This window comes from Candidatus Pelagibacter sp. HIMB1746, assembly GCF_052047555.1.
Classification (GTDB): domain Bacteria; phylum Pseudomonadota; class Alphaproteobacteria; order Pelagibacterales; family Pelagibacteraceae; genus Pelagibacter.
On the sequence record NZ_JBNAJZ010000002.1, the window covers coordinates 1 to 23,989 of the forward strand.

A 23,989-nucleotide genomic window follows, 5' to 3' on the forward strand; every position below is an offset into this window, starting at 1 on the left:
AACTAATACATCATTCATTTGATATTATTATTTGATTTTTTATTCTAGCATCCAATATCTTTTTATTCTCTAATTCAATATTTTCTAAAAAAAATGATATTTTATCTAAAGTTTCTTTGTCAATTTTTTCAGGTAATTTAATTAATAAATTATTGGTAAATTTTAAATCCCATCTATTAGATTTGAAATAAAGTAGAGACTCTATTTGTGAATAAACAATATTTGATTGATCAATAATTTTTTTTAATTTAACTACCTCACTTATCTCTGGACTCCCAAATATGTACGGTAGTTGTATATTTGAAATATCATTATTTGATAGTTTGCCATTGTTACCTAATAAAAAAAACTTTCCATTTTTATTGATCCTAGCAATAAAATTTGTCTTCTTAATATTAATATCAATTGAATGAGGATATTTTTTTATAACGTTATACTCTTCAACTAATGAATTAGACTCGATTATGCTTTGAAGATTTTTTTTATTAATAAAAAAAATATTTTTTAGACCTAAATTATTTAAGTTATAAAGTATTATTTTTTGGTCATTTTCATCTAAACCAAAAATACTTATATTTTTAATTTTTTCAAATTTTAAATTATTTGTTGAGTTATTATTTATCGAGCCCACTAAAATTAATAAAAAAAAATAAATTAAGATTTTTTTATTTTTTCTTTGATGCATCTTTTAAAATCCATTCAATTAATTTTAAAAAGCTTATTCCTTTATAAGAAGCTATTTCTGGGACGAGAGATAATTTAGTCATACCTGGTTGAGTGTTAATTTCTAACAAATAAAATTTACCCTTGTAATATTTAAAATCTGAACGTGTAACACCAGAACAACCAATGATCTGATGTGCTTTGAGCGCAATGTTCATTACTTCATTTAATTTTTTATCCAATAAATTTACTGGAATAATGTGTTCAGTTTTTGCATTTGTGTTGTACTTTGCTTGATAATCATAGAAAGCTCTTTTGGGTTTTAATTCAATTGCTCCAAGTTTTTTATTACCCATAATTGCTACTTGAATTTCTCTTCCTCCAATAAATTCCTCAATCATAATTTTTTTGTAATCTTTTAATGATTTAACTTTTTGTGTTAAATTAGATTTGTTGCATATAAAAACATTAACACTTGAACCCTCATTTAAAGGTTTTATGACAACAGGAAATTTTAATTTTGACTTAATTTTTTTTATTAAGGTAGATGATTTATAACCATAATTATAAACAAAAAATTTTGGTGTATTAATTTTATTTTTTATAAAAATTTTTTTTGAAATTTCTTTATCCATAGCTATAGATGAAGCAACAACACCAGAGTGGGTATAAGGAATTTTAAACTTCTCTAAAATACTTTGGATATATCCATCCTCTCCAAATTGACCATGTAATGCATTAAAAATTATATCAGGTTTAAATTTTTTGATAATTAAATGTAAAGATCTATCTGGTTCAGAAATCTCAATTTTATATCCATTTTTTTTAAGTTCTTTGGCAACTTGATTACCTGTATCGAGGCTAATTAATCTCTCCTTTGAAATTCCACCCGAAAGTATTAGTATTTTTTTTTTCAATTTATTCTAAAATTTTAATTTCAGTTTCTAACTTTACACCTGTTTTCTCAAAGACATTTTTTGAGACATATTTGATCAAATTCTTCATGTCTTTAAATTTAGCATTACCTTTATTTACAAAAAAATTACAGTGTTTTTCTGAAATATATGCATCACCAAAAGAAATATCTAATGGAACAGACTCTTTTATTAATTCCCAAACCTTTTTTTCAGATTGATCTAAAGGGTTTTTAAAAGTACTTCCGCTGGTTTTAATTCTTGTTGGTTGTGCTTTTTCTTTTTTTTCTTTTAAAAAATTCATTTCATTTTGGATTAATTCTTTTTCTTTCTTAAACCCTTTAAAGGAGGCGCTTAAAAAAATAAGGTCATCAGATAAACCGCTATCTCTGTATTTAAAATTTATATCTTTTGCAGGTATAGTTACTACCTGACCAGATTTAGTAACTGCTTGAATTGAAATTAGAATATCTTTAAATTCTCTATTAAAACAGCCAGCATTCATTTTAATTCCACCTCCAACTGTACCTGGTATACAAGACAAAAATTCAAAACCACCTAAACTATTTTCTAATGCAAATTCTGATAATGACTTGTCACTAACAATACTTCCTGCAATAATTATATCATCTGACAGAACTGATAAATTGTTAAAATTATTTGCAAGTTTGATTACTACACCGTCATATTTGTCGTCGGTTATTAATGTGTTAGATCCTCCACCTAAGACAAAGATATTTTCTTTATTTTCTATAATTTTTAAAAATTTGATTAAATCTTTTAAATTATCTGCTTTAAAATAAATTTTAACTTTACCACCAATATTAAACCAATTTTTTTTTTTTAAATCAAAGTCTAGCTTAAGGTTTTGACCAAACTCTTCTGACAGTTCTTTCAAATTAGTTTTCATTATAAATATTTAGGTAATTCTCTCATCCAGCTTGAAATTGAACCAGCACCCATACCAATTACAATTTTTTTTCCATAAATATTACTTTTTACATATTTTGCTAATTGCAATTGATCCTCGATCATTAATAATTCAACCCTCGAATTTTTGATAATTTGTTTTGCAAAATTAAGATAACTAAATCCGAGTTTTATTTTTTCACCAGCATTATAAATTGGAAATAAAATTACTTTATCTGCATCTCTAAAAGCGAAACTAAATTCTTTTTTTAAATCTTTTACTCTTGATATTCTATGTGGTTGAAAAATACATATCTTCTCATAACCTTTATATACTTTCATTACCCCATTAAGCACTTCTCTTATCTCAGTTGGATGATGTGCATAGTCATCAAAAAAATCAACATTATTAAAAGAAAAAATCTTATTAAACCTTCTTTGAACACCTTTAAAATTTTTAAGTCCTTTTTTTATGTCAAATATTGATATTCCAACAGTGAACGATACCGCAAGAGCAGCAACTGCATTTTTAATATTATGATTTCCAAGTAGAGGTATTGTTATATTTTTTAAATATCGATTTTTTTTATTTGGTAACTTTATTAATAAATCAAACTTTGAAAATTCTTTAAATTGATTTATATTTTTTATAGAGAAGTTTGATTTAGGGTCTTCACCGTATGTATAGAAATTTTTCTTTTTAATATTTTTTATTAGATTTTTATTGTTCTTATCATCTAAACAGATAAATGATTTTCCAAAAGATGGAACCTTCTCAACAAAATCAATAAAATATTTATTTAATTTTTTCATCGAATTATAAAAATCCATGTGCTCTCTATCAATATTTGTTATGATGGAGTAAGTTGGCGGAATAAATATAAAGCTACCATCAGACTCATCAGCCTCCAAAATAGACCAATCACTTTTACCTAATTTTGCTGTATTATTGATTGAATTTATAACTCCTCCATTAATTATCGTTGGGTCTAATTTTGTATTTTGAAAAATTGATGCAATTAAAGAAGTAGTTGTTGTTTTACCGTGAGATCCAACGACAACAATATTTTTAGAAAGAGATACAATGTTTGCTAGCATTTCTCCTCTTTTGTATATTGGTAGACCTTTTGATTTTGCCTCAATTAATTCTGGGTTATTTTTTTTAATTGCAGAAGAAACAACCAGAATTGTAGCCTTATTTATATTCTGTTTTTTATGTCCAACATAAACTTTGATTTTTTCTTTTCTAATCCTATTAATATTTTTATTATTTGAAATATCACTTCCTTGAACTTTAAAACCTTTTCTCTTCATTATCATTGAAAGGCCGCTCATCCCTATCCCACCTATACCAACAAAATGAATAACCTCTGATTTAGCTAATTCAATTTTCATTTAAAATTCCCAATAAATTTTGATTAACATTATTCCAAGTATTTTGATAATTTAATTTTTTTAAATTTTCTTTTTTTGCGACATATTCTTCGTCTTTCTTTAATATTTTTATCAATAATTCTTCAAATTTCTTTTTATCAAATTTTTTTTGATCAATTATCCAGCAACAATCTTTATCATAATAATATTTAGCATTTTCATATTGATGATTATCCTTAGAACTAGGAAGTGGTATGGCGATAAAAGGAATATTCATAAATGATATTTCAGCTAAGCTTGAAGCGCCTGACCTTGATATACATAAATCAGACTGTTTCATAAGTTCATTTAAATTTTGATCAAAACTAAAAACATTGCTTTCTATATTATTAATTTTATAAAAATTTTTTAAATATTTTATGTTTTTTTCACTAGTTTGATGAATTACATTAATTAAGTAAGATTTTGAGACACTCAAAATTGATTCATTAATAAGTGTATCAAAAATTTTAGCTCCTTGACTACCTCCAATAATCATAATGGTAAATAAATTTACATCTCTTTTATGTAAATTTGCTTCATAATATTTTTTTCTTATAAAAGGTTTTGAAATTTTTTTTTGATTTTCAAATTTTTTTGGATACTTTTTTAAGTTTTTTGAATAACAAATTAATTTTTTAGAAAAATTTAAAAAAAATTTATTTGCTCTTCCTAAAACCATATTTGGTTCAATTAAAAAAATTTTAATATTTAGAATTTTTGCTGCTAAACATAAAGGTAAAGACATGTACCCACCCGTTGAAATTAAGTAAGAAATTTTTTCTTTTTTTAATATTTTTAGAGAATTAATTGTTAATATTAAGACTTTAAATAATGAAAAAGGAAAAAGTATTAAGCTATTAAACTTTGGTGTATCAATTAAAATAGATCTATAATCATTTTTTTCTAAATATTTTAATCCTCTAGAATCTGTTGAGATTATTGTGTCATATTCTTCTTTTAAATGGTCATGAATTGTAATTGCGGGAATTACATGTCCTCCAGAACCTCCAGTGGAAATTAATACTTTTTCTCTCACCTATTATATTTTTCTTTTTGTTAAGTTTAAAATTATACCTGTCAATATTGAGGTACTTACAATTGAAGAACCACCATAACTTAAAAAAGGTAATGTCATTCCGGTTGTTGGAAATAATCTTATATTAACTCCAATATGAATTGTGGCCTGCATAAGAATTAAACTTACTGATCCGATTAGAATAAGTTTATTTTGCTCCTCAGTTTCAAAACTTATTTTTTTAAAAACCATATAAATTAAGACTAAAAACAAAATTAAGATTAAAATTATGGCAATCACACCAAACTCTTCAGAAATTACTGAAATAATATAATCAGTATGCGCTTCTGGTACTCTATTTTTAAGTGTTCCTTCTCCAATCCCTTTTCCAAAAAAACCACCACTTGTTATTGACTCTATTGCTTTATCTGATTGAAAATTATGAGTACCTGTTTCTTTATCAAAAAATGAAAAAATTCTAGCTTTAATATAACTAAATTTTGGTATGTAAATAATCATATAGGACAACAAAATTAATCCAGTAGAAGAGATTGCGAGCAAGAAATATAAATTAATACCTGAACAAAAAATCAAAACAGCCCATAAAAAAACTACTAATAATGTTTGGCCAATATCTGGCTGAATGATCAGTAGCAAAGAAACTAAAGTCATTAAAATTGTTGATGCTAAATATTTGAATAAAATATTGGTTTCATTTTTACATAATATAATTGCAAAAATTACAATCAAAAAAGGTTTTACTATTTCTATGGGTTGAAATCTTGGCAGAAAAAATAAATCGATCCATCTCCTTGATCCCTTAACTTCTATGCCAATTATAGGTACTAAAAACAAAGAGAGTAATGAAATAAAAAAGAGAATTATTGAAAATTTATACAATTTATCTTGATTTAAAGATGAAAAAATAAAAATTAAAATTACTCCGATAATTACATAAATTAAATGTTTAAAAAAAAAGAAATAATTGTTGGTATCTAATTTGTCTGAAGCTATGAGTGATGTTGACACTAAAGAGAAAAAAAGTCCAATAATGAATAAAAAGCTAACTAAAAGTAATATAGGTTTGTCTATATTTTTCCACCACTGGTAATAAAATTTATAAATTATGCTATTACTTTGCATATATTATTTTTTTAACTATTTTATTAAAATAATCACCTCTATCTTCAAAATTTTTAAAACTATCAAATGATGCACCAGCAGGACTAAAAAAAATTATATTTTTTTTAATTTCTTGATCTTTTATCTCTAAGAAAATTGCACGTAAGGTTTCATTTAAAGATTTATATTTTTTAACCTTTAATTTATTTCTCAAAACTTTATGAAACTTATTTCGATGTGAACCAAAAATGAACGCTTTTATATTTTTACATTTTATTTTAGATAATTTGAACTTATCATTTTTTTTTGGTATTCCTCCCAAAATCCAATAAACATCATTCAAATTATTTAATATATTTTCTGAAGAAGCAAAGCTTGTTGATTTGGAGTCGTTTATTATTGTTAAATTTTTTTTATCAAAAACAATTTGTTGTCTATAATCAAGACCTTTAAAATTATTAATTGTTTGGATTAATCTTTTCTTAGAAAGTTTCAATTTAGGTGCAATTTCAAAAATAAATGAAAGATTTTCTCTATTGCCGTCAGAAGCAAAGTATTTATTACTAATCTTATCAATTATGTATTTCAAATTTGAGATATCAACTTTATAAATTTTTGACTTAAATTTATTTTTTTTAATTTTTTTTGAAATTAATGAATCATTTTTCTTAACATACGCAAAATTTCCCTTAACTTGAGACTCGATTAATTTAAATTTTGCATTAACGTAATTTTTTAGGTTCTTGTGTCTCTCAATATGATCTGCTGAAATGTTTAAAATTAAGCTATATTTTGATCTGAAAATCTTTGAATAATCTAGCTGATAAGAGGAGGCTTCGATTACAAAAATCGTTTTTTTTGTTATTTTTTTCTCTGCAAGTGCTGGGTTTCCTATATTCCCAATTAATCGAGCATCTTTTTTTTGATCAACCAAAGCATTTTGAAGTATTTTTGCTGTAGTTGATTTTCCATTAGTACCTGTGATTGTTATGCTCAAATTATCATAAAAAGAGTACAAAACATCAAGATCTGTATAAATTTTTCGTGAATTTTTTTTCAAGAATGTCGATAATTTACATTTTGAAATATCTATTCCTGGACTAATAATAATTACATCAAAACTTATTTTTGAAAGTTCACTTAAACTTAATATTTTTTTATTTATTTTTGGACTATCATCAAAAAGATAAACATCTGCTTTTTTTTTTAAAAATTTATATGAAGATATTCCACTTTTGCCTAGTCCATATATTAATATTTTTTTTCTTAAAAAAATATTTTTTTTATTTTTCATTATCTTAATTTTAACGTAGCAAGTCCTATCATTGCTAAAATTATTGAGATAATCCAAAATCTAATAACTACAGTGGACTCGGGCCAACCTTTTTTCTCAAAATGATGATGTATCGGAGCCATTCTAAAAATTCTTTTTCCTGTAAGTTTAAATGAAATTACCTGAACCATTACAGAGACTGCTTCTAAAACGAAAAGACCTCCCGTTATTGCTAGAACAATCTCGTGTTTTGTTATAATACCTACAGCTCCTAGTGAACCACCTAAAGATAAAGAGCCTGTGTCTCCCATAAAAATTTTAGCTGGAGGAGCATTAAACCATAAAAATCCTAAGCAAGCTCCAATAATTGCTCCACAAAAAATTGCAACTTCACCTGTTCCTTCAATATAAGGAATTTGTAAATAATTTGAAAAAACAATATTTCCACTTACATAGCTTATAAATGCAAAACAAGCTGCCACCAATATTACTGGTACTGTCGCTAAACCGTCTAGACCATCTGTAAGATTTACAGCATTAGAAGAACCTATTATTACAAATACAGCAAAAGGTATAAAAAACCATCCAAGATTAATTATTAAATTTTTAAAAAAAGGAAAATATAAATTATTTAAATCTTGATAATCATTCAAATAAACAAACAAAGTTACTCCTAATAACGCTAAAATAATTTGTACAGTTATTTTAAACTTTGATGAAATACCAGAGGAATTACTTTGCTTAATTTTTTTATAATCATCAAATGCACCAAGTAATCCAAATGAAAGAGCAATGTATAAACAAAATAAAATATTAATATTTGATAAATCTGCCCATAAAATAACTGAAATAATTAGGCCAAGTAAAATAATAATTCCACCCATTGTTGGTGTTCCAATTTTTTTAACTATGTGATCTTCAGGTCCATCCTCCCTGATTGGATTAAAAATTTTTTGATTTGAAAAAAATTTTATAAAAGGTCCACCAATAAATAGAACTATCACTAATGATGTAAAAAAAGATAAACCTGTTCTAAAAGTTAAATATTTAAAGACGTTTAAAAAGCTAAAATTATCAACGAAATTTAATAGAAACTGGTATAGCATTTAGTTTAAACCTTTTATTTCATTAACTATCTTATTGAAACCTGTCGCAAGTGAGGCTTTAATCATTAAATAATCATTGTTTTTAATATCATTTCTAATCAAATCATCTATCTCAGATTTGTTGCGTAATATTTTACCTTTTTTACTATTAGATATTTTTTTATATATCAAAGAAGCCATTTTTCCTTTTACAAAAACTTTATCAATTTTAGTTTGATTAATTAATGGAGCAATAGATTCATGAAGTTTTTTAGAATAACTACCAAGCTCTAACATATCTCCAAGCAGCAAATATTTTTTAGACTTGTTTGACTTTATTTTATCAAAATTTTTAATAGCTGAACTTAGTGATAATGGGTTTGAGTTATAACTTTGATCAATTAAATTTATTTTTTTATTATTTATTTTTATTGTTGAATGGTCCCCTCTTCCATCAGGAATTTTGAAATTTAAAAAAATATTTTTATTTAAATTAAATATATTTGAATTCACACTAATAACAGCTAATGCAGATAGAATATTATAAATATTGTTTTGATAGTCATCAGAGATTATAAAATGTTTAATTTTATTCATAAATCTTATTTTAATTTTAAAATTTTTTCTAAAAGATTTAATATCTATTAATTTAATATCTGCTCTTTTACTTTTGATGCCAAATGAAATTAATTTAAGTTTTTTCTTTTTAGAAATTTGTCTATGAAGTTTAAAAAATTTATCATCTGCATTTAAGATAATAGAACCATTCAATTTAATATTATTTACGATCTCTGATTTTGCTAAAGCTATCTCTTTTAAATTTTTAAAATTTTTTGCATGTGCATAATTTATATTTGTAATAACACCAACATTTGGCTCAATTATTTTTGTTAGATAATCAATCTCACCTTTTTTGTCCATTCCTACTTCTAAAACTCCATATTTATCATTTTCTTTAATATTAAGAAGACTTAAAGGAACTCCAAATTTATTGTTATAAGACTTTGGTGATATACTTGTAATTGAAATTTTTCCCAACACACTTCCCAATAATTCTTTGAGTGTAGTCTTCCCACAACTACCTGTAATAGCTATAATGTTAGTGCTTATATTTTTTCTATATACTTTTGAAACATTTGTTAAAAAATTTAAGGTGTTTTTAACTTCTATCTGTCTTTTAATATCAAGATTATTTTGAATTTTATTTACAATTGCTAATGATGCTTTCTTCTTAAATGATTGTGAAACAAAATTATTTCCATCATTTACTTTTCCTTTGATAGCAAAAAATACGTCATTTTTACTTACTTCATTAGAATTAATCCTAGCATTATTTATAGAAATAGACTTTGATAATTTTTGAGTTTTGGAAAGTTCTGTGATTATATTTATCTTTAATTGATCAGACAGATTTTCGTTTTTCAATTTGATTTCGGTTAGAATTTTTTTTCTATCAGAAAATTTAATTTCCTTTTTACCAATTTCCTGAGTGCTTTCGTGCCCTTTTCCTGCAACTACTAAGACGTCTCCACTTTTCAAATTTTTAATAGCTTCTGATATTGCTTTTCCTCTATTAGAAATTTCTATAATTTTCTTACCATTAATTCCCTTTTTAATATCTTTTCTTATATTCACTGGGTTTTCGTAACGAGGGTTATCATCAGTTAGGTAGATATTATCTGCATAAATACTTGCTATTTTACCCATTTTCATTCTTTTGTTTTGGTCTCTATTCCCCCCACAACCAAATAAAAGGTTTAACTTTTTATCAGGAAATTGCTCCTTAATATTTAAAAGACAGACTTTTAAAGCATCAGGCGTATGTGCATAATCAAGAATAATAATTGAATTATTTTTAATTTTTCCAATTTTTTCCAATCTACCTTCAACTGGTTTTAATTTTGGTAAGACTTTCAAAATATTTTCAAAATTTAAATTGCTTTTTTGTGCTGCCATTGCAGCCATCAAAATATTCTTTATTTGAATTTTACCTATTAAATTTAAATTAATTTCCTTAATTAAATTTTTATGTTTAAATTTGATTAGTTGATTTTCATTATCATATCTATGAGATAATATTTCAAAATTACTTTTCTTTTCATTTATTGCTGATAATTTTAATTTTTTCTTTAAAGAGATTTTCTTGATTGTTTTATATTGAGGTATATTTTTATCTGTAATTATATTTCCTTTTTTTTGTATTAAATTCTCAAATAAATAAAGTTTTGCTTTTAAATAATTTTTTAAATTTTTGTGATAATCAAGATGATCTTGTGATAAATTTGTAAAAATTCCGGATTTAAAATTTAATCCATCTAATCTATTTTGTTTTAGTCCATGACTGGAAGCTTCCATGATAACGTTTTCAACTTTTTCTTTTTTTAATTTTTGTAAGATCTGGCCTAACCTAATTGGATCAATAGTTGTATTAAATAAATTTAATTTAATATTTTTTGATTTAACTCCTAATGTTCCAATTGAAGCTACTTTTTTTTTATTTAATTTCATTATTTGAAGATAAAATTCAGCAACTGAAGATTTTCCATTAGTTCCTGTAACAGCTACTAAATTTTTTGGTATTTTGTTGTAAATTTTAAATGAGACTTCTGCTAATAATTTTCTTATATTCTCTGTTCTTATAAAGTAAATTCCTTTACGAAAATCTTTTATTTTTTGTTCTGTTATAATTATTTTAGAACCTTTTTCTATAGCTTCAGAAATGAATTTATTTCCATCTATACTGTTTCCCTTAATTGCAAAGAAAATGTTATTTTTTTTTAAAGATCTAGTATTAAAAGAAATACCTGAAAAAAATAATTTTTTATATTTTTTTTGGATACCGTCAAAATAATTTCCAAGTAACATTATTAGTCAACCTGTAAATATTTTGTGGCTAAAATAGGCCCAATTTTGTCAATTACTTTGCCTGCTACCTCTACTGATGTCCACCCAGCTGTATTATAAAGTGTTCCCTTCCATCCACCTTTTCTATGCCTATACTTATAATAGTAATCCTTTGATTTTTTAGGTGTGTCTAACATCACAACAAATACAAATTGTGGATTTGATGTTGGAAATACTGAACTAAAAGTATTTATTTTTGCCTCTGAATATTTTCCTCCTTCTGGTTGGTCGGCTGTTCCTGTTTTACCTCCAATTTCATAATTTTTAACATCTGCAAATCTAGCGGTACCTTCCTCTGTATTAACAATTTTTCTTAAAGCATTAACAACTTGTTCTGAAATTCCTTTATTAATTATTCTTCTATTGTTATTTTTTTTATTATTTTCCTTAAAAACCAATGTTGGTTTTACATCGTAGCCACCATTAGCCAAAATAGCGTATCCTTTTGCTAGTTGAAGAATGGTTGTTGCTACTCCATGACCAAAAGAGGCTGTTGCCAATCTACACTTTCCAAAATCATAATCATTTTGAGGTGCTACTTCTTCAATGTCAAAATTAATCTGAGTCAATACTCCAATATCCTCTAAAAAAGATTTAAATTTTTCTGGACCAACTTTTTGAGCAATTCGTACAGATCCAATGTTTCCAGATCTAACTAAAATTTGCTCAGCAGTTAAATCTGAAGGTATTTCATTATCATATTCTCCAATTCTGTATCGATCACACTTAATTGATTTTGGTAAATCTAAAAATTCAGTATCTGGTTCAATTAATTTTTCATTTAAAGCGCTTGCAAAAGTAAAAACTTTAAAAACTGAACCAAGTTCATATGTTCCTTTTGTTACTCTATTAATATAATTGACATCCGATATATTTTTTCTCTCATTTGGATTAAAATCAGGTAACGAGACTAAAGAGAGTATATTGCCATTATTAACATCCATTAAAATTGCTGCACTTCCTTTGCTTTTAAAAATTTCCTGATATTTTAATAATTCTTTTCTAATTAAAAATTGAATGTCTTTATCAACAGTTAATGTAATTGGTTCTCTAGATGATCTAAGTTCTTCATTTAATGATTTTTCTAATCCGGAAATACCATTGTTGTCATTGTCTATTTGTCCCAAAATATGACTAAAAAGATTTTTCTGTGGATACATTCTCAGCACTTTTTCTTCAGGGATAAGAGATTTATCTCCCAACTTCATAAGTTGCTCATATTTTTCCTCAGAAATTTTTTTCTCTAAATAAAAAAACTTTTTGTTTTCTATTTTTTTTTCAATTTTATTAAAATCCTTATCTGGGAAAATAATTTTTAGACTTAACAGTAATTTTTCTTTACTAATTATATCTGAAGTTTTAAGACCAACATCAATAGACTTAACTGTTTTTGCTAAATAATTTCCATTAATATCTAAAATATCCGCTCTATAAAGATTGCTACTAAAAGGAAGTGTGTTGATTGTATTTTCAATTTTTGCCTCTCGAGAGCCTAAATGAATTAAATGTATTGTGTATATTGAATAAATAATAAAAAAGACAAAAAAAATAAATGCAACTCGATTAAATTGAATATTTAATCCAGTATTGTTTTTTTTATAAACAAAATCATTTTTGTGATCTTCAATTGTTAATCTTTCTTTGAAATTGCTCATTTTTCCTTAGTTATTTTATAATCCTCTAATTTATTTGTATTTTCTGAAATATTATAAATTTTAATATCTTCTATTTTTTTTTGAACTAATTGATCTTCAAAATACAAAGATTGATATTCCAATAATTTTTCAGCAGAACTTAGGTAATCATATTCCAACTGAATATTTTCTAATTCTGACTTTAAAAGTCTTACGCTTTCTTTGTAAGCAAATATTTTATCTTCGATTTTTTTTGTAGTATTTTTGATAATTGCTGTAGTTAAAACTAAAATTATAATTGTTAATGCTAGTAATAATTTTTTCAAAGTTTATCTCCAAACTTTTCAATTTCTAAAAAATTTTTAAATTTTTCCTCTATATCTGTATCAAAATTAAAGAAATCACTTTTCTTAATTGCATATCTTAGTTTTGCAGATCTCGAAGGTGGATTTTCTTTTATCTCAAGATTAGATGGAACAATTGGTTTTTTTTGACTTAAATTAAAAAGAGTTTCTTTTTGTTCAGTATGAGGTGTATATCTTGAAATACTTTTATTTTGAGAAAGGCTTTTTAAAAAATATTTTACAATTTTATCTTCCAAAGAGTGAAACGTAACAACTGCTAAAACACCTCCTTTTTTTAGTACTTTTGTAGCATTTATCAGTCCATAAATTAATTCACTAATTTCTTTATTTACAAAAATTCTAAGCGCTTGAAAAACTTTAGTTGAATTATGTACTTTAAAATTTTTTCTTATTTTTGATTTATCAACAATTTTAATTAAACCCTGTGTATCAATTTTCTTATTTAATCTTTCTTTTACAATATTTTTAGAAATATATTTTGCATCTTTTTCATCTCCAAAGTATTTAAAAATTTTCTCCAAATCTTTTGCATCAAGTTTATTTATAGCATCAGCAGCTGAATAGTTATTTAAACCTAATTGCATATTTAAATCTGTCATTGAGTTGAATGACAATCCTTTTTTTGGATCTTTCATTTGTGTTAATGAATATCCTAGATCAAAAATAACACCTTTGATATTTTCGTTTTTAATTTTTAAATTTGTTAATTGACTAAATTTTAAATTTTTGAAAATAAATCTATCTTCAAAATTTTCTAAAATTGAATTTGCAACTTTTTGACTTTCAATATCCCTATCAAGTCCTATAACTTTTGTATTTTCAAACTCTAATATTTTTTTTGAATATCCACCTTGACCAAATGTACAGTCTATAAATGTGCCACCATGTTGAGGGGTGATAACGCTAATAATTTCTTCTAGCAGTACTGGATAATGTTTTTGTACATCCGGTACTATGGTGGCTTCCATTTATTTCTTTGAAGACCATTAATTTTTTTGTCTTCTTAGGAAAGCAGGAATTTCAAGATCATCTTCATCTTCTTGATCTTCAGAATTCAACAAATCTGATGGTGAAGAGTTTTCACTTTCTGAACTAAATAAATCTGGTGAATCTGAATCTACGCCAAACTCCTTGAGATCATTTGATGGTTCTTCTTGAACATTTTCATCAGGATTTTTTTCTTCAAATGTTTCTACTGCTTCTTGAGTAAATGATTTTTCCATTTCATTTACAGTGCTGTCCTCGACAATGTTTTCTGTTATTGCACTATTTTCTGAAGCGAAATTTTCGTTCATCATATTGTTTTCAACTCTTACTTGTTCTTGTTCTTGAACCATCTCATTCTCAACCTTAAGAGCGTTAGCACCATGAGTAATTGGGCTTGATGTGTTTGAAAAATTAAATGCTGGAGACCCCATATTTGAAAAATCAGAATAACCTGGATTACGATTTTGTATTCTGTGCACCATATTTACCACTGATTTAGATTCAGGTTGTTGTCCATCTAATGAAGTTGCAACAATTGAAACTCTCATTTTTCCGTCTAAGTCAGCATCAGTTATTGCTCCAATAATTAACTCAGCTTCTGGATCAACCTCTGCTCTTACTTTGTTAACTGCTTCGTCAACTTCAAAAAGTTTTAAGTCTTTACCACCAGTAATATTTACTAGTAACCCTTTAGCACCCTTTAAAGTGTAATCGTCAATTAATGGGTTGCTAATCGCCATCTCTGCAGCTTTAAGTGCTCTACCCTCACCTTCAGCTTCTCCAGTTCCCATCATTGCTTTGCCCATTGAGGCCATTACAGTTTCAACATCTGCAAAATCTAAATTAATTAATCCAGGTCTTACCATTAAATCTGTAATACTCTGAACTCCATGCATCAAAACATTATTTGAAAGATTAAAAGACTCTTCAAAAGTTGTTTGTTCATTTGCAATTTTAAATAGATTTTGGTTTGGAATTACAATAATAGTATCCACATGTTTTCTTAATTCTTCCAATCCTTGTTGTGCTCTTCGCATTCTAGAGGGGCCTTCATATAAAAATGGAAGAGTCACAACACCTACAGTTAATATATTTAATTCTTTAGCAGCTCTAGCGATGACATGAGCAGCACCAGTGCCCGTACCACCACCCATACCAGCTGCAATGAAAACCATATTTGCACCTTGAAGTGTATTTACAATTTCATTTAAAGATTCATCGGCAGCCGCTTGTCCTATATCTAATTTTGCACCTGCACCTAAACCCTTCGTTAAATTTAAACCAATTTGAATTCTAGTTTTTGCTTTGCTTAACTTTAAATCTTGAGCATCTGTATTTACAGCAATAAACTCTACTCCCTGAAGTTTATTATCAATCATTTCATTTATTGCGTTTCCTCCAGCTCCACCTACTCCTAAAACTAAAAGTCGTGGCTGAAGTTCTTTTATCTCTGGTGCTTTAAAGTTAATTGTCATCTTATTTCCCCTCGTTGTTGTTTAAATGTTTTTCCCATTTAAGACTTGCTCGATTTAAATTTGCTTTTTTTCTTGCTGATGTCTTAAATTTTTCAAAAGCTGTTGGTTCCCAAATTTGAAAAGTTTGACCTTGACCAACAAACAACATGCTATTTTTTATTTTTGCATGTTTTAATAATTTTGATGAAAGAGAAATTCTACCTTCACTATCAAACTGTAAATTAGTGCTTTCGGCTAATATTGATGTTGCAAAATAATCTCTTTTTTCCTCAAAAGGATTTAAAGAATCTATCGCAGAGGAAATTTTTTCAATTCTGTCTTGAGAGCATGCCTCTATCGAGGAATTATTGAAAGATGGATAACAAATTACACTATTATAGCCTAAATTGGACAAGTGAGATCTAAAACTAGCAGGCACAGATACTCTCCCTTTTTTGTCTAATTTGTTTTCGTAAGTAGATAAAAACATATATTTTTAATTTTATAAATTCCATAAATGGGAATATATGGGAATATATGGGTATTTAAAATGATAGTCAAATGTTGATTCTGGGCTCAATAAAAGTCATTTTTTCAAGAAAAATTTAAAATAATGGTTTGAAATTGACGAGCCATATCATTTATTTGTTTGCTGAGATAATAAGAATGCTTATTCAAGCCCCATTTAAATTTATACTTCTAGCTATAAAGATAATTCTATTGATATTTTGTTTTTTCGTTTTTTAAACTTTGAAGTGCCAGATAAACTATAAGCCGGGTTCTGTCATTTAAACCTATCATTTGTCTAGGCTTAAGATCACTCTTAAGCTCAAGCAACTAACCCTGATGACTAGCCAAGGACGGCTTTTAGTTTTGCAACAATGTCATCTCTACTTAGTCTTGCTCCCAGTGGGGTTTTCCAGCGTTCATTGTTACCAATAGAACCGGTGTGCTCTTACCACACCTTTTCACCCTTGCCATGTTATGGCGGTTTATTTTCTGTGGCACTATCCCTAGGGTTTCCCCTGCCAGGAATTACCTGGCACTGTGTCCTTGTAGAGCCCGGACTTTCCTCTTTAAAAAAAATTAAAGCGATAAGTCATTTATCTGGCGAGATGAACTTATTATTATACTTAAAAATTACAAGACAAATTAATTAAGCTTTTTTATTAGGTTTTCGCTTATTAATAAACATTCTTTATCAATTTTACCATTTACTAGTTCTTGCCTGAATCTTCTCTGAAATGCAAATGTGATAATTTTATTATATTTATTTTTGTTTATTTTTAACCTTCTGGGATAACCAATTTTGAAAAGATTATTTATAAATTTTAATTTTAATTGAGTTGAAATTTTTAATCCTCTTTCTTTTTTTATTTTATTTTTACTAAAGTCATGCCAGATTCCAATTTTATTTTTTGATAAAAACTCCCATGGAAATTTTTCACCAGGATCTAACTTTCTGTCTGGCGCTATGTCTGAATGGCCTAATATAAATTTTGAATTAATTTTAAATTTTTTAATTAAATTTTTTGTTAGTTGTATTAGTGAGTAAATTTGTTTTTTTGAAAATTTTATGTATTTAGATTCATGACCAGGATTGGTTATTTCAATTCCAATAGAATTTTTATTTAAGGATTTATATTTTTTCCAACTAGAAATTCCTGCATGCCAAGCCTGATATTTTTCAGGTACCATTTTAATAATGTCACCATTATTTTTAATTAAATAATGACAGCTAACTTTAGAGTTTTGATCTAATAATTTGTCTATTGCTTTTTTTTCAGATTTCATTCCAGTGTAGTGTAAAACTATAAATTTTATCTCACTTTTTTTTCTTCTTTTAGGATTAAAGTTTGGAGAATAATTTAGTATTATTTTCATACTCAATTTGGGGACAAATTTAGGCCATTTATTAACAATTTATCGTCACTTTTGAAATTTAATTCTACTTTAATATTAAATTTTATATAATATAAAATTGCATGTTAAAAAAACTAACTATTTTATTATTTTCTCTATTCTTAATTGCATTTAGTGCTAATGCGGGTTCTGATGGCGAGCTAACTTTAAAAAAAAATAATTTTGAAGCTCAAAATACAAAAGATTGTTTTGAAAAACTGAACAGAGCAACATTTTCTTTTAATCAAGGTCTTGACAAAGCAGTAATTAAACCGGTAGCAAAGGGATACAGAAAGTTGCCAGATAAAATTCAAAAAGGAACTAGCAATGCTGTAAAAAATTTATCTAACTTAGTAACTATACCAAATAATGTTTTGCAGGGTGATATTAAAACTGCAATTATAAATACTGCTCGATTAGCAGTTAACACTACTGTTGGATTATTAGGAACCATAGATGTAGCTAACAAAATGGGTTTTCCTAAATATGAAAAAGAAGATTATGGTCAAACTCTGGGTAAATGGGGTTTTGGTCCAGGGTGTTACTTAGTACTTCCAGTTCTAGGTCCATCAACAATTAGGGATACAACAGGTTCTTTTGCAAATATAATGGGTGGTGATCCTTGGTATAATGCTTCAGTGCATGGAAACAACGAATTTTTAAGTGAAGGAGTTTATCTAACCTCAAAAGCAATTAGTGGTATTGAGTTTAGAGCTAATAATATTGAATCACTTGAAAATCTTGAGACAAACTCAATAGATTTTTATGCATCTGTAAGAAGTTTGTATTTACAAGATAGAGAAAATAAAATTAAAAATATTCAAAGAGGGAATGTAGAGGTCATATACGAAGATGATGATGGCTGGGAAGAAATTGAAACAAACAAATAACTGATTAAAAAATATGAAAAAAATAATTATTCTATTGTTGTTGCTAAATTTAAATTTTACAAATTCTTACTCTATAGAGGCTGATGTATTTGTCCAGTCTACTGTAAATAGAGCTGCTGAAACACTTGGTGGTGGTCTAACAAAAGAAGAAAGAATGGATGAATTAAAAAAAATTGCATTAGATACAGTCGATATAAGAGGTATAGGCTTTTATTCATTAGGTTCACACAGAAAAAACGCATCCGATGAGCAAAAAATTGAGTATGAAAAAGCATTTGCTGAATATTTTTTACAAAGTTTTTCAAGCAGATTAGCCGAATATTCTAATCCAATAATAAATGTTGATTCAAAAAATAAAATTAATGAAAACTATACAATCGTTTCAAGTACATTAGCAGCTACAGATAAAAGACCTGCTGTTAAAATAGATTGGAGAGTATACACAAAAAACAAAGATCAACCTTTAATTAGGGATCTAATTATTGAGGGTTTAAGTTTGGCCAGAACTCAAAAAGAAGAATTTAACTCTATCATCCTTGGTGCAGATGGTGATATCAACGCATTAATTTTGAAACTAAAAGAGTTTTCAAATAGTTAATTGATTTGAAAATTACAACCAAATCAATACTAATAATTTCAGCTTTAATTACTTCGGCTTTTTTAATTTATGCTTTGTACAAAGGTATAATTTTATATTTTGTTAATGAAGCATTGGAAGATACTTTTGTAGGTGGTAGCACTTCTGATATTTCAATTATTTTGTGGTTTATAATTTCTGGAATTTTAATGCTTATAACTCTAATGTTTCTTTTTTTTTTAAAAATAAAAGATTTAAAAAGTCAAAAAATTATTGTTATAGGTTTAATATTCTTTTGGTTTACAGTCTCTTTTTTTTCAATATTCGTCACTTTTTCAAATTTGTTGATTACATTACTTACATCTTCGATTGGAATTATTTCATTTTTAGCTTCAAAAAATCTTAAAAAAGAAATTATTGCTGAATTAAATAAAAAAGGCTTAACTGAAAAAGAAATATATCTTTTGCAAAAACTTGCTGGAATATCAAAAAAATAAATTTGGTGGGCCCGCCAGGACTCGAACCTGGGACCAATACATTATGAGTGTACTGCTCTAACCAACTGAGCTACAGGCCCTAAACATTAGTTAGTTATATCATTTTTATCAAGTTATCAATTAAAGATAAATCAATAATGGTGGGCCGTGTTGGTTACGCTCCAACTACCCCTGCAATGTCAATGCAGTACTCTACTATTGAGCTAACGGCCCAATCTAACTTTCTAAGAAACTTTTTAGTTGTTTAGATCTACTTGGGTGCTTTAATTTTCTAAGAGCCTTGGCTTCGATCTGCCTAATTCTTTCTCTTGTTACGGAAAACTGTAAACCTACTTCCTCTAAAGTGTGATCAGTATTCATACCTACACCAAATCTCATTCTTAATACTCTTTCCTCTCTTGGGGTTAAGGTAGATAAAATTTTTGTAGTTGCCTCTCCAAGGTTAGATTTAATAGCTTGCTCTAATGGAGCTAAAGCTTTTGTATCTTCTATAAAGTCTCCTAAACTACTATCTTCTTCGTCACCAACTGGTTTTTCAAGAGAAACTGGTTCTTTAGAAATTTTTAATACTTTTCTAACTTTGTCTAATGGCATTCTTAATTTTTGTGCCAACTCTTCTGGAGTTGCTTCTCTTCCAAACTCACTAAGTATTAATCTTTGAGTTCTCACAATTTTGTTTATAGTTTCAATCATATGAACAGGTATACGAATTGTTCTTGCTTGGTCTGCAATTGATCTGGTAATTGCTTGTCTGATCCACCATGTTGCATAAGTAGAAAATTTATATCCTCTTCTATACTCAAACTTATCAACTGCTTTCATCAACCCAATATTACCCTCTTGAATTAAATCTAAAAATTGCAATCCTCTATTTGTGTATTTTTTGGCTATTGAAATTACCAATCTAAGGTTGGCTTCAACCATCTCTTTTTTAGCTATCCTAGATTCTTTTTCACCCTTTTGAACTCTACTAACTAATTTTTTAAAATCAGTAACAGAAATTCCAAGTTTATGACTTATTTCAATAAGTCTTTCTCTGATATTTTTAAATTCCTCTTTATTTTTTGCAAAAAATTGCTTCCAGACTAAATTTGTATCTAAAAATTTTTTAAGATTTGGATTTATTTCATTACCTACATAAAATTTTATAAATTCATTTCTTGGAATTTTTTGATCCATGGCAAGTCTTAAAAGATTTCCTTCTAAAGAAATTATTTTTTTATTCTCAACATAATGCTTTTGAACAAGTTCCTCTAAAACAGATGGGGAAAGTTGAAGTGATTTAATATTTTCTAATATATCATTTACAATTTTATCATAACCTTTTTCCTTTGCTGGAGTAAAGTTTTGAGAATTTAAAACACAATCTAACTTTTCTTTCTGATATTTAATAAGTTTTGAATATTCTTTGGTTAATGTATTAACTGTCTTTAATACTTTTGGTTTAATTTCTGTCTCCATTGCTGCGAGTGTTGGATTAAAATCGTCATCTTCATCTGAAGATCCATCATCTTTATCAGTTTCACCAGCATTTTTTTGTTTCGCACTTGGTCCAGTTGATTCATCTTCCATGTAGTTTGTATCAATATCTATTATTTCTCTAACTAGTATTTCATCTTTTTGGAGTTTGTCATTCCACTCAAAAAATTGTTGAGCTGTAATTGGGCTTTGCGACAATGCAATTAACATTACATCTTTTCCTGCCTCTATTCTTTTTGCAATTGCTATTTCACCCTCTCTCGAAAGCAATTCAACACCGCCCATTTCTCGTAAATACATTCTGATAGGGTCATCACTTTTCTCGATTGTTTTGCCCTCTTCTTTATTAGAATTTTCTTTTTTTCGGAGAACTTTAAAATCTGATTTTTTTTCAACTAATGAGATATTTTCATCTAAGATATGAATAAAAGCTTGAGAAAGATTTTCATCTGATAAATTTCTTTTACCTAAAGATTTGCTCAACTCTTCATAAGTAATAAATCCTCGATGGGTTCCTCGTCCCATTAATCTAGCAAATGATTTTGTAATAATTCTTTCCACAGTGATAAAATTGAAAGTCTTATATAATATCAAATCTGTAAAAATCCATTACAAATTTGTCCAGATTAATTGAGATTCTGCTTTTTTTTGAGCTCTTTTAGCTCATTAAATGTACTCTCGCTCATATCGACTGAGAACTTCGATTCTAACTCTTGAATTCTAAACTCAAGATCATAATTCATTAAATCTCTTGAGATATCTTCAAGCAATTCAATGATTTTTTGTTCATGTTCAGAATTATTTTTTAGAATATATTTTATTGGTGCAAATTTATTTATTTTTTCAATTATCTGACTATCTAAATTTAAGTCCTGAACAACTATTTGATTTTCGGATTTTAAAACTTCAATTATTTGATTAAAGATTTTTTTATTAACTTCAGTAAATAATTTAATATTTTCAATTAAATGAATATTTGATTGAATTAAATTTAAATTATTAATTATCAAATAAATTAAGGAAAATTCTTTAAGCTCAACTCCCGATAAAGATTGGCTTTCGTTATAATACTTCTTTGTAACATCTAAAGATTTGGTTGGTTTTTTATAATTTTTTTTATTTTTTTGATTTGAATGAGGAGTTAATTCTGCAATTTTCTCTAAAAAATATTCTAATACATATTTTTTTATATAATCATCCTTAATAGTATTTGCTATATCTCTTAATCTTTTTTCGAAAATAGCCATAGAAGAAGGATTGTTTTCAGTTTGTTTTTTGTAGTGATTAAAAATAAATTGATGAATTGATAACTTAGATTGTTTAGTAAATTCTATGAAATTAGCTTTTCCATTTTTATTCACATAACTGTCAGGATCTTCCTTGTTTGGTAAAAATAAGAATGAAATTTGTTTTTCTGGTTTTAATTCTTTAATTGAATTTTCTGCAGCTCTTAATGCTGCTTTATAACCACTTTCATCACCATCAAAGCATATAATTATATCATCAAAAAATTGGTTAAGAATTTGAATTTGTTTATCAGTTAGTGAAGTGCCAAGATTTGCAACAGCATTATCAATTCCATTTTTACTTAACCCGACAACATCCATATAACCTTCGACTAAATAAATGTGATCTAATTTGTTTGATAATTTTCTAGCTAAATCTAGATTGTATAAGTTTGATCCTTTTTTAAAAAATAAAGTTTCAGGTGAGTTAATATATTTTGCAAGATAATCTAGGTTTTCTGTTATTCTTCCGCCTAAAGCAATTGGTTGACCAGTTATATTATTAATTGGAAAAATTAATCTTCCTCTAAATCTTTCAAAATAAATTTTCTTTTTTTCATCTAAATAAAACAATCCAGTTTCAACTAAGGTTTGTTCGCTATATTTATTTTTTAATTGTTCAAAAATATTTGGATTTTTTTCCACATATCCAATTTTAAATCTTTTTACTTCCTCTTTACTCAAAGATCGATTTTTTAAGTACTCTCTAGCATTTGAATATTGTTCGTTTTTGATCAACTCATTATGGTAAAAATCAACATATTCATTATAGATTGATTTATATTCATTCCATTTTTTTTCTCGTTCTTCATCTTTTTTTGAAAATAAATATGGTTGCATACCTGCTAATTGAGCCAAATGTTTAACAGCTTCTCCAAACTTTAAATTTTGAGTTTTCATTATAAAATCAAAAATATTCCCATGTTCTGAAGTAGCAAAACAATGATAAAATTCTTTTTCATCATTGACAGTAAATGAAGGAGTTTTTTCGTTTTTAAATGGAGATAAACCTACAAATTCTTTACCCCTTTTTTTTAATGAAACTGTTTTCGAAACAACCGTTGACACTTTCAACCGTGTCTTAATTTCATCTAAATACTCTTTGGGGTATTTCATTAACTATTCAATAATTCCTTAATTATTGATCCAGCTTTAGAAAAATCAATTTCATCAGAATGAGATTTCTTTAACTCTCCCATTATTTTACCCATATCTTTAATGGAACTTGCACCTAATTTAGAGATTAATTCAGCGCATAGTTTTTTGGTGTCTTCTTCGCTCATTTGCTTAGGTAAGAAACTTGTTAAGATAACATATTCATTCTGCTCAACTTCTAATAAATCTGTTCTGTTATTTTTTTTATAGATTTCAATAGATTCGGCTCTTTGTTTAACCATTTTTTTAAGAAGCTTTTTAATATCCTCATCATCTGTGTCTTTTTTGTTAGGCCCAGAGCGATTAGCGATGTCTAAATCTTTAATAGAAGATAAAATTAACCTGTAGGTTGATATTTTATTTTTATCTTTTGATTTTAGAGCTTTTTTATACTCGTTTTCGATAGTGTTCTTTAATGACATAATTTTTTTAATCTACTTCAAAGAAAAAATTCTTCAAAAG

At 26.7% G+C, this 23,989-nt stretch carries 21 protein-coding genes, 2 tRNA genes and 1 other RNA gene; 3 read left to right on the top strand and 21 right to left on the bottom strand.

Annotated features, from left to right (window positions below; all coding sequences use genetic code 11):
- Positions 1-10: 10 nt before the first annotated feature.
- The 16 genes from ACTTBM_RS02765 to ACTTBM_RS02840 form a co-directional block, all read right to left on the bottom strand.
- Positions 11-685 (bottom strand): cell division protein FtsQ/DivIB, encoded by a 675-nt coding sequence (locus ACTTBM_RS02765; RefSeq protein WP_440634615.1) that lies wholly within the window; start codon positions 683-685, stop codon positions 11-13.
- Positions 666-1,580, bottom strand: coding sequence for a D-alanine--D-alanine ligase (locus ACTTBM_RS02770; RefSeq protein WP_440634616.1), 915 nt, complete (start codon positions 1,578-1,580; stop codon positions 666-668). Before ACTTBM_RS02770 ends, ACTTBM_RS02765 begins: the two co-directional genes overlap by 20 nt.
- 1 nt (position 1,581) lies before the next feature.
- The gene (gene murB, locus ACTTBM_RS02775) at positions 1,582-2,487 is read right to left on the bottom strand and encodes a UDP-N-acetylmuramate dehydrogenase (RefSeq protein WP_440634617.1); all 906 of its coding nucleotides are present in this window, start codon (positions 2,485-2,487) and stop codon (positions 1,582-1,584) included.
- Entirely contained in the window at positions 2,487-3,881 is a 1,395-nt protein-coding gene (gene murC, locus ACTTBM_RS02780; RefSeq protein WP_440634618.1) for a UDP-N-acetylmuramate--L-alanine ligase, read from the bottom strand. The genes murB and murC overlap by 1 nt, the downstream gene beginning before the upstream one ends.
- The gene (locus ACTTBM_RS02785; RefSeq protein WP_440634619.1) at positions 3,871-4,938 is read right to left on the bottom strand and encodes a UDP-N-acetylglucosamine--N-acetylmuramyl-(pentapeptide) pyrophosphoryl-undecaprenol N-acetylglucosamine transferase; all 1,068 of its coding nucleotides are present in this window, start codon (positions 4,936-4,938) and stop codon (positions 3,871-3,873) included. Before ACTTBM_RS02785 ends, murC begins: the two co-directional genes overlap by 11 nt.
- A gap of 3 nt (positions 4,939-4,941) precedes the next feature.
- A complete protein-coding gene (locus ACTTBM_RS02790) occupies positions 4,942-6,060 on the bottom strand; it encodes an FtsW/RodA/SpoVE family cell cycle protein (protein WP_440634620.1) in 1,119 nt (372 codons plus the stop codon).
- A complete protein-coding gene (murD, locus tag ACTTBM_RS02795; RefSeq protein ID WP_440634621.1) occupies positions 6,050-7,333 on the bottom strand; it encodes a UDP-N-acetylmuramoyl-L-alanine--D-glutamate ligase in 1,284 nt (427 codons plus the stop codon). The genes ACTTBM_RS02790 and murD overlap by 11 nt, the downstream gene beginning before the upstream one ends.
- Entirely contained in the window at positions 7,333-8,418 is a 1,086-nt protein-coding gene (gene mraY / locus ACTTBM_RS02800) for a phospho-N-acetylmuramoyl-pentapeptide-transferase (protein ID WP_440634622.1), read from the bottom strand. Before mraY ends, murD begins: the two co-directional genes overlap by 1 nt.
- Positions 8,419-11,262 (bottom strand): UDP-N-acetylmuramoyl-L-alanyl-D-glutamate--2,6-diaminopimelate ligase, encoded by a 2,844-nt coding sequence (locus ACTTBM_RS02805; protein WP_440634623.1) that lies wholly within the window; start codon positions 11,260-11,262, stop codon positions 8,419-8,421. It abuts the gene before it with no gap.
- A gap of 2 nt (positions 11,263-11,264) precedes the next feature.
- Positions 11,265-12,956 carry a peptidoglycan D,D-transpeptidase FtsI family protein gene (locus tag ACTTBM_RS02810; RefSeq protein ID WP_440634624.1) on the bottom strand — a complete coding sequence of 564 codons (1,692 nt, stop codon included), beginning with the start codon at positions 12,954-12,956 and terminating at the stop codon, positions 11,265-11,267.
- Positions 12,953-13,261, bottom strand: coding sequence for a cell division protein FtsL (locus ACTTBM_RS02815; protein WP_440634625.1), 309 nt, complete (start codon positions 13,259-13,261; stop codon positions 12,953-12,955). The genes ACTTBM_RS02810 and ACTTBM_RS02815 overlap by 4 nt, the downstream gene beginning before the upstream one ends.
- Entirely contained in the window at positions 13,258-14,268 is a 1,011-nt protein-coding gene (gene rsmH, locus ACTTBM_RS02820; RefSeq protein ID WP_440634626.1) for a 16S rRNA (cytosine(1402)-N(4))-methyltransferase RsmH, read from the bottom strand. Before rsmH ends, ACTTBM_RS02815 begins: the two co-directional genes overlap by 4 nt.
- An 18-nt stretch (positions 14,269-14,286) precedes the next feature.
- Positions 14,287-15,762, bottom strand: coding sequence for a cell division protein FtsZ (gene ftsZ, locus ACTTBM_RS02825; RefSeq protein WP_440634627.1), 1,476 nt, complete (start codon positions 15,760-15,762; stop codon positions 14,287-14,289).
- Position 15,763: 1 nt separating this feature from the next.
- Complete coding sequence (gene mraZ, locus ACTTBM_RS02830) at positions 15,764-16,231, bottom strand: division/cell wall cluster transcriptional repressor MraZ (protein ID WP_440634628.1); 468 nt, start codon at positions 16,229-16,231, stop codon at positions 15,764-15,766.
- A gap of 264 nt (positions 16,232-16,495) precedes the next feature.
- Positions 16,496-16,852: RNase P RNA component class A (rnpB, locus tag ACTTBM_RS02835), an RNA gene on the bottom strand.
- Between the two features lie 41 nt (positions 16,853-16,893).
- Entirely contained in the window at positions 16,894-17,625 is a 732-nt protein-coding gene (locus ACTTBM_RS02840) for an N-acetylmuramoyl-L-alanine amidase (RefSeq protein ID WP_440634629.1), read from the bottom strand.
- A gap of 101 nt (positions 17,626-17,726) precedes the next feature.
- Between ACTTBM_RS02840 and ACTTBM_RS02845 the strand changes: the two genes are divergently transcribed.
- From ACTTBM_RS02845 to ACTTBM_RS02855, 3 genes are read left to right on the top strand one after another with little or no spacing between them, the layout of a single operon-like run.
- Positions 17,727-18,533 carry an MlaA family lipoprotein gene (locus ACTTBM_RS02845; protein WP_440634630.1) on the top strand — a complete coding sequence of 269 codons (807 nt, stop codon included), beginning with the start codon at positions 17,727-17,729 and terminating at the stop codon, positions 18,531-18,533.
- 13 nt (positions 18,534-18,546) lie between these two features.
- Positions 18,547-19,131, top strand: a complete 585-nt coding sequence (locus tag ACTTBM_RS02850; RefSeq protein ID WP_440634631.1) for an MlaC/ttg2D family ABC transporter substrate-binding protein — start codon at positions 18,547-18,549, stop codon at positions 19,129-19,131.
- A 5-nt stretch (positions 19,132-19,136) separates the two neighbouring features.
- Positions 19,137-19,607 (top strand): hypothetical protein, encoded by a 471-nt coding sequence (locus tag ACTTBM_RS02855; protein ID WP_440634632.1) that lies wholly within the window; start codon positions 19,137-19,139, stop codon positions 19,605-19,607.
- 3 nt (positions 19,608-19,610) lie between these two features.
- Here the strand turns inward: ACTTBM_RS02855 and ACTTBM_RS02860 are convergent.
- From ACTTBM_RS02860 to ACTTBM_RS02880, 5 genes are all read right to left on the bottom strand, one after another.
- Positions 19,611-19,687 (bottom strand) — tRNA-Ile (locus ACTTBM_RS02860).
- Positions 19,688-19,745: 58 nt separating this feature from the next.
- Positions 19,746-19,820: transfer RNA gene (locus tag ACTTBM_RS02865), tRNA-Val, on the bottom strand.
- Between the two features lie 3 nt (positions 19,821-19,823).
- Positions 19,824-21,647 (bottom strand): RNA polymerase sigma factor RpoD, encoded by a 1,824-nt coding sequence (gene rpoD / locus ACTTBM_RS02870; protein ID WP_440634633.1) that lies wholly within the window; start codon positions 21,645-21,647, stop codon positions 19,824-19,826.
- Positions 21,648-21,712: 65 nt separating this feature from the next.
- Positions 21,713-23,488 (bottom strand): DNA primase, encoded by a 1,776-nt coding sequence (dnaG, locus tag ACTTBM_RS02875; protein ID WP_440634634.1) that lies wholly within the window; start codon positions 23,486-23,488, stop codon positions 21,713-21,715.
- Entirely contained in the window at positions 23,488-23,949 is a 462-nt protein-coding gene (locus ACTTBM_RS02880; RefSeq protein WP_440634635.1) for a GatB/YqeY domain-containing protein, read from the bottom strand. Before ACTTBM_RS02880 ends, dnaG begins: the two co-directional genes overlap by 1 nt.
- Positions 23,950-23,989: the final 40 nt, after the last annotated feature.

Coding starts and splice junctions, on each gene's coding strand:
- murD (WP_440634621.1), bottom strand. CDS start 7,333: ATGAAAAATAAAAAAAATATTTTTTTAAGAAAAAAAATATTAATATAT.
- murC (WP_440634618.1), bottom strand. CDS start 3,881: ATGAAAATTGAATTAGCTAAATCAGAGGTTATTCATTTTGTTGGTATA.
- ACTTBM_RS02880 (WP_440634635.1), bottom strand. CDS start 23,949: ATGTCATTAAAGAACACTATCGAAAACGAGTATAAAAAAGCTCTAAAA.
- ACTTBM_RS02790 (WP_440634620.1), bottom strand. CDS start 6,060: ATGCAAAGTAATAGCATAATTTATAAATTTTATTACCAGTGGTGGAAA.
- ACTTBM_RS02845 (WP_440634630.1), top strand. CDS start 17,727: ATGTTAAAAAAACTAACTATTTTATTATTTTCTCTATTCTTAATTGCA.
- ACTTBM_RS02805 (WP_440634623.1), bottom strand. CDS start 11,262: ATGTTACTTGGAAATTATTTTGACGGTATCCAAAAAAAATATAAAAAA.
- ACTTBM_RS02765 (WP_440634615.1), bottom strand. CDS start 685: ATGCATCAAAGAAAAAATAAAAAAATCTTAATTTATTTTTTTTTATTA.
- ACTTBM_RS02810 (WP_440634624.1), bottom strand. CDS start 12,956: ATGAGCAATTTCAAAGAAAGATTAACAATTGAAGATCACAAAAATGAT.
- mraZ (WP_440634628.1), bottom strand. CDS start 16,231: ATGTTTTTATCTACTTACGAAAACAAATTAGACAAAAAAGGGAGAGTA.
- mraY (WP_440634622.1), bottom strand. CDS start 8,418: ATGCTATACCAGTTTCTATTAAATTTCGTTGATAATTTTAGCTTTTTA.
- ftsZ (WP_440634627.1), bottom strand. CDS start 15,762: ATGACAATTAACTTTAAAGCACCAGAGATAAAAGAACTTCAGCCACGA.
- dnaG (WP_440634634.1), bottom strand. CDS start 23,488: ATGAAATACCCCAAAGAGTATTTAGATGAAATTAAGACACGGTTGAAA.
- rsmH (WP_440634626.1), bottom strand. CDS start 14,268: ATGGAAGCCACCATAGTACCGGATGTACAAAAACATTATCCAGTACTG.
- ACTTBM_RS02850 (WP_440634631.1), top strand. CDS start 18,547: ATGAAAAAAATAATTATTCTATTGTTGTTGCTAAATTTAAATTTTACA.
- ACTTBM_RS02840 (WP_440634629.1), bottom strand. CDS start 17,625: ATGAAAATAATACTAAATTATTCTCCAAACTTTAATCCTAAAAGAAGA.
- murB (WP_440634617.1), bottom strand. CDS start 2,487: ATGAAAACTAATTTGAAAGAACTGTCAGAAGAGTTTGGTCAAAACCTT.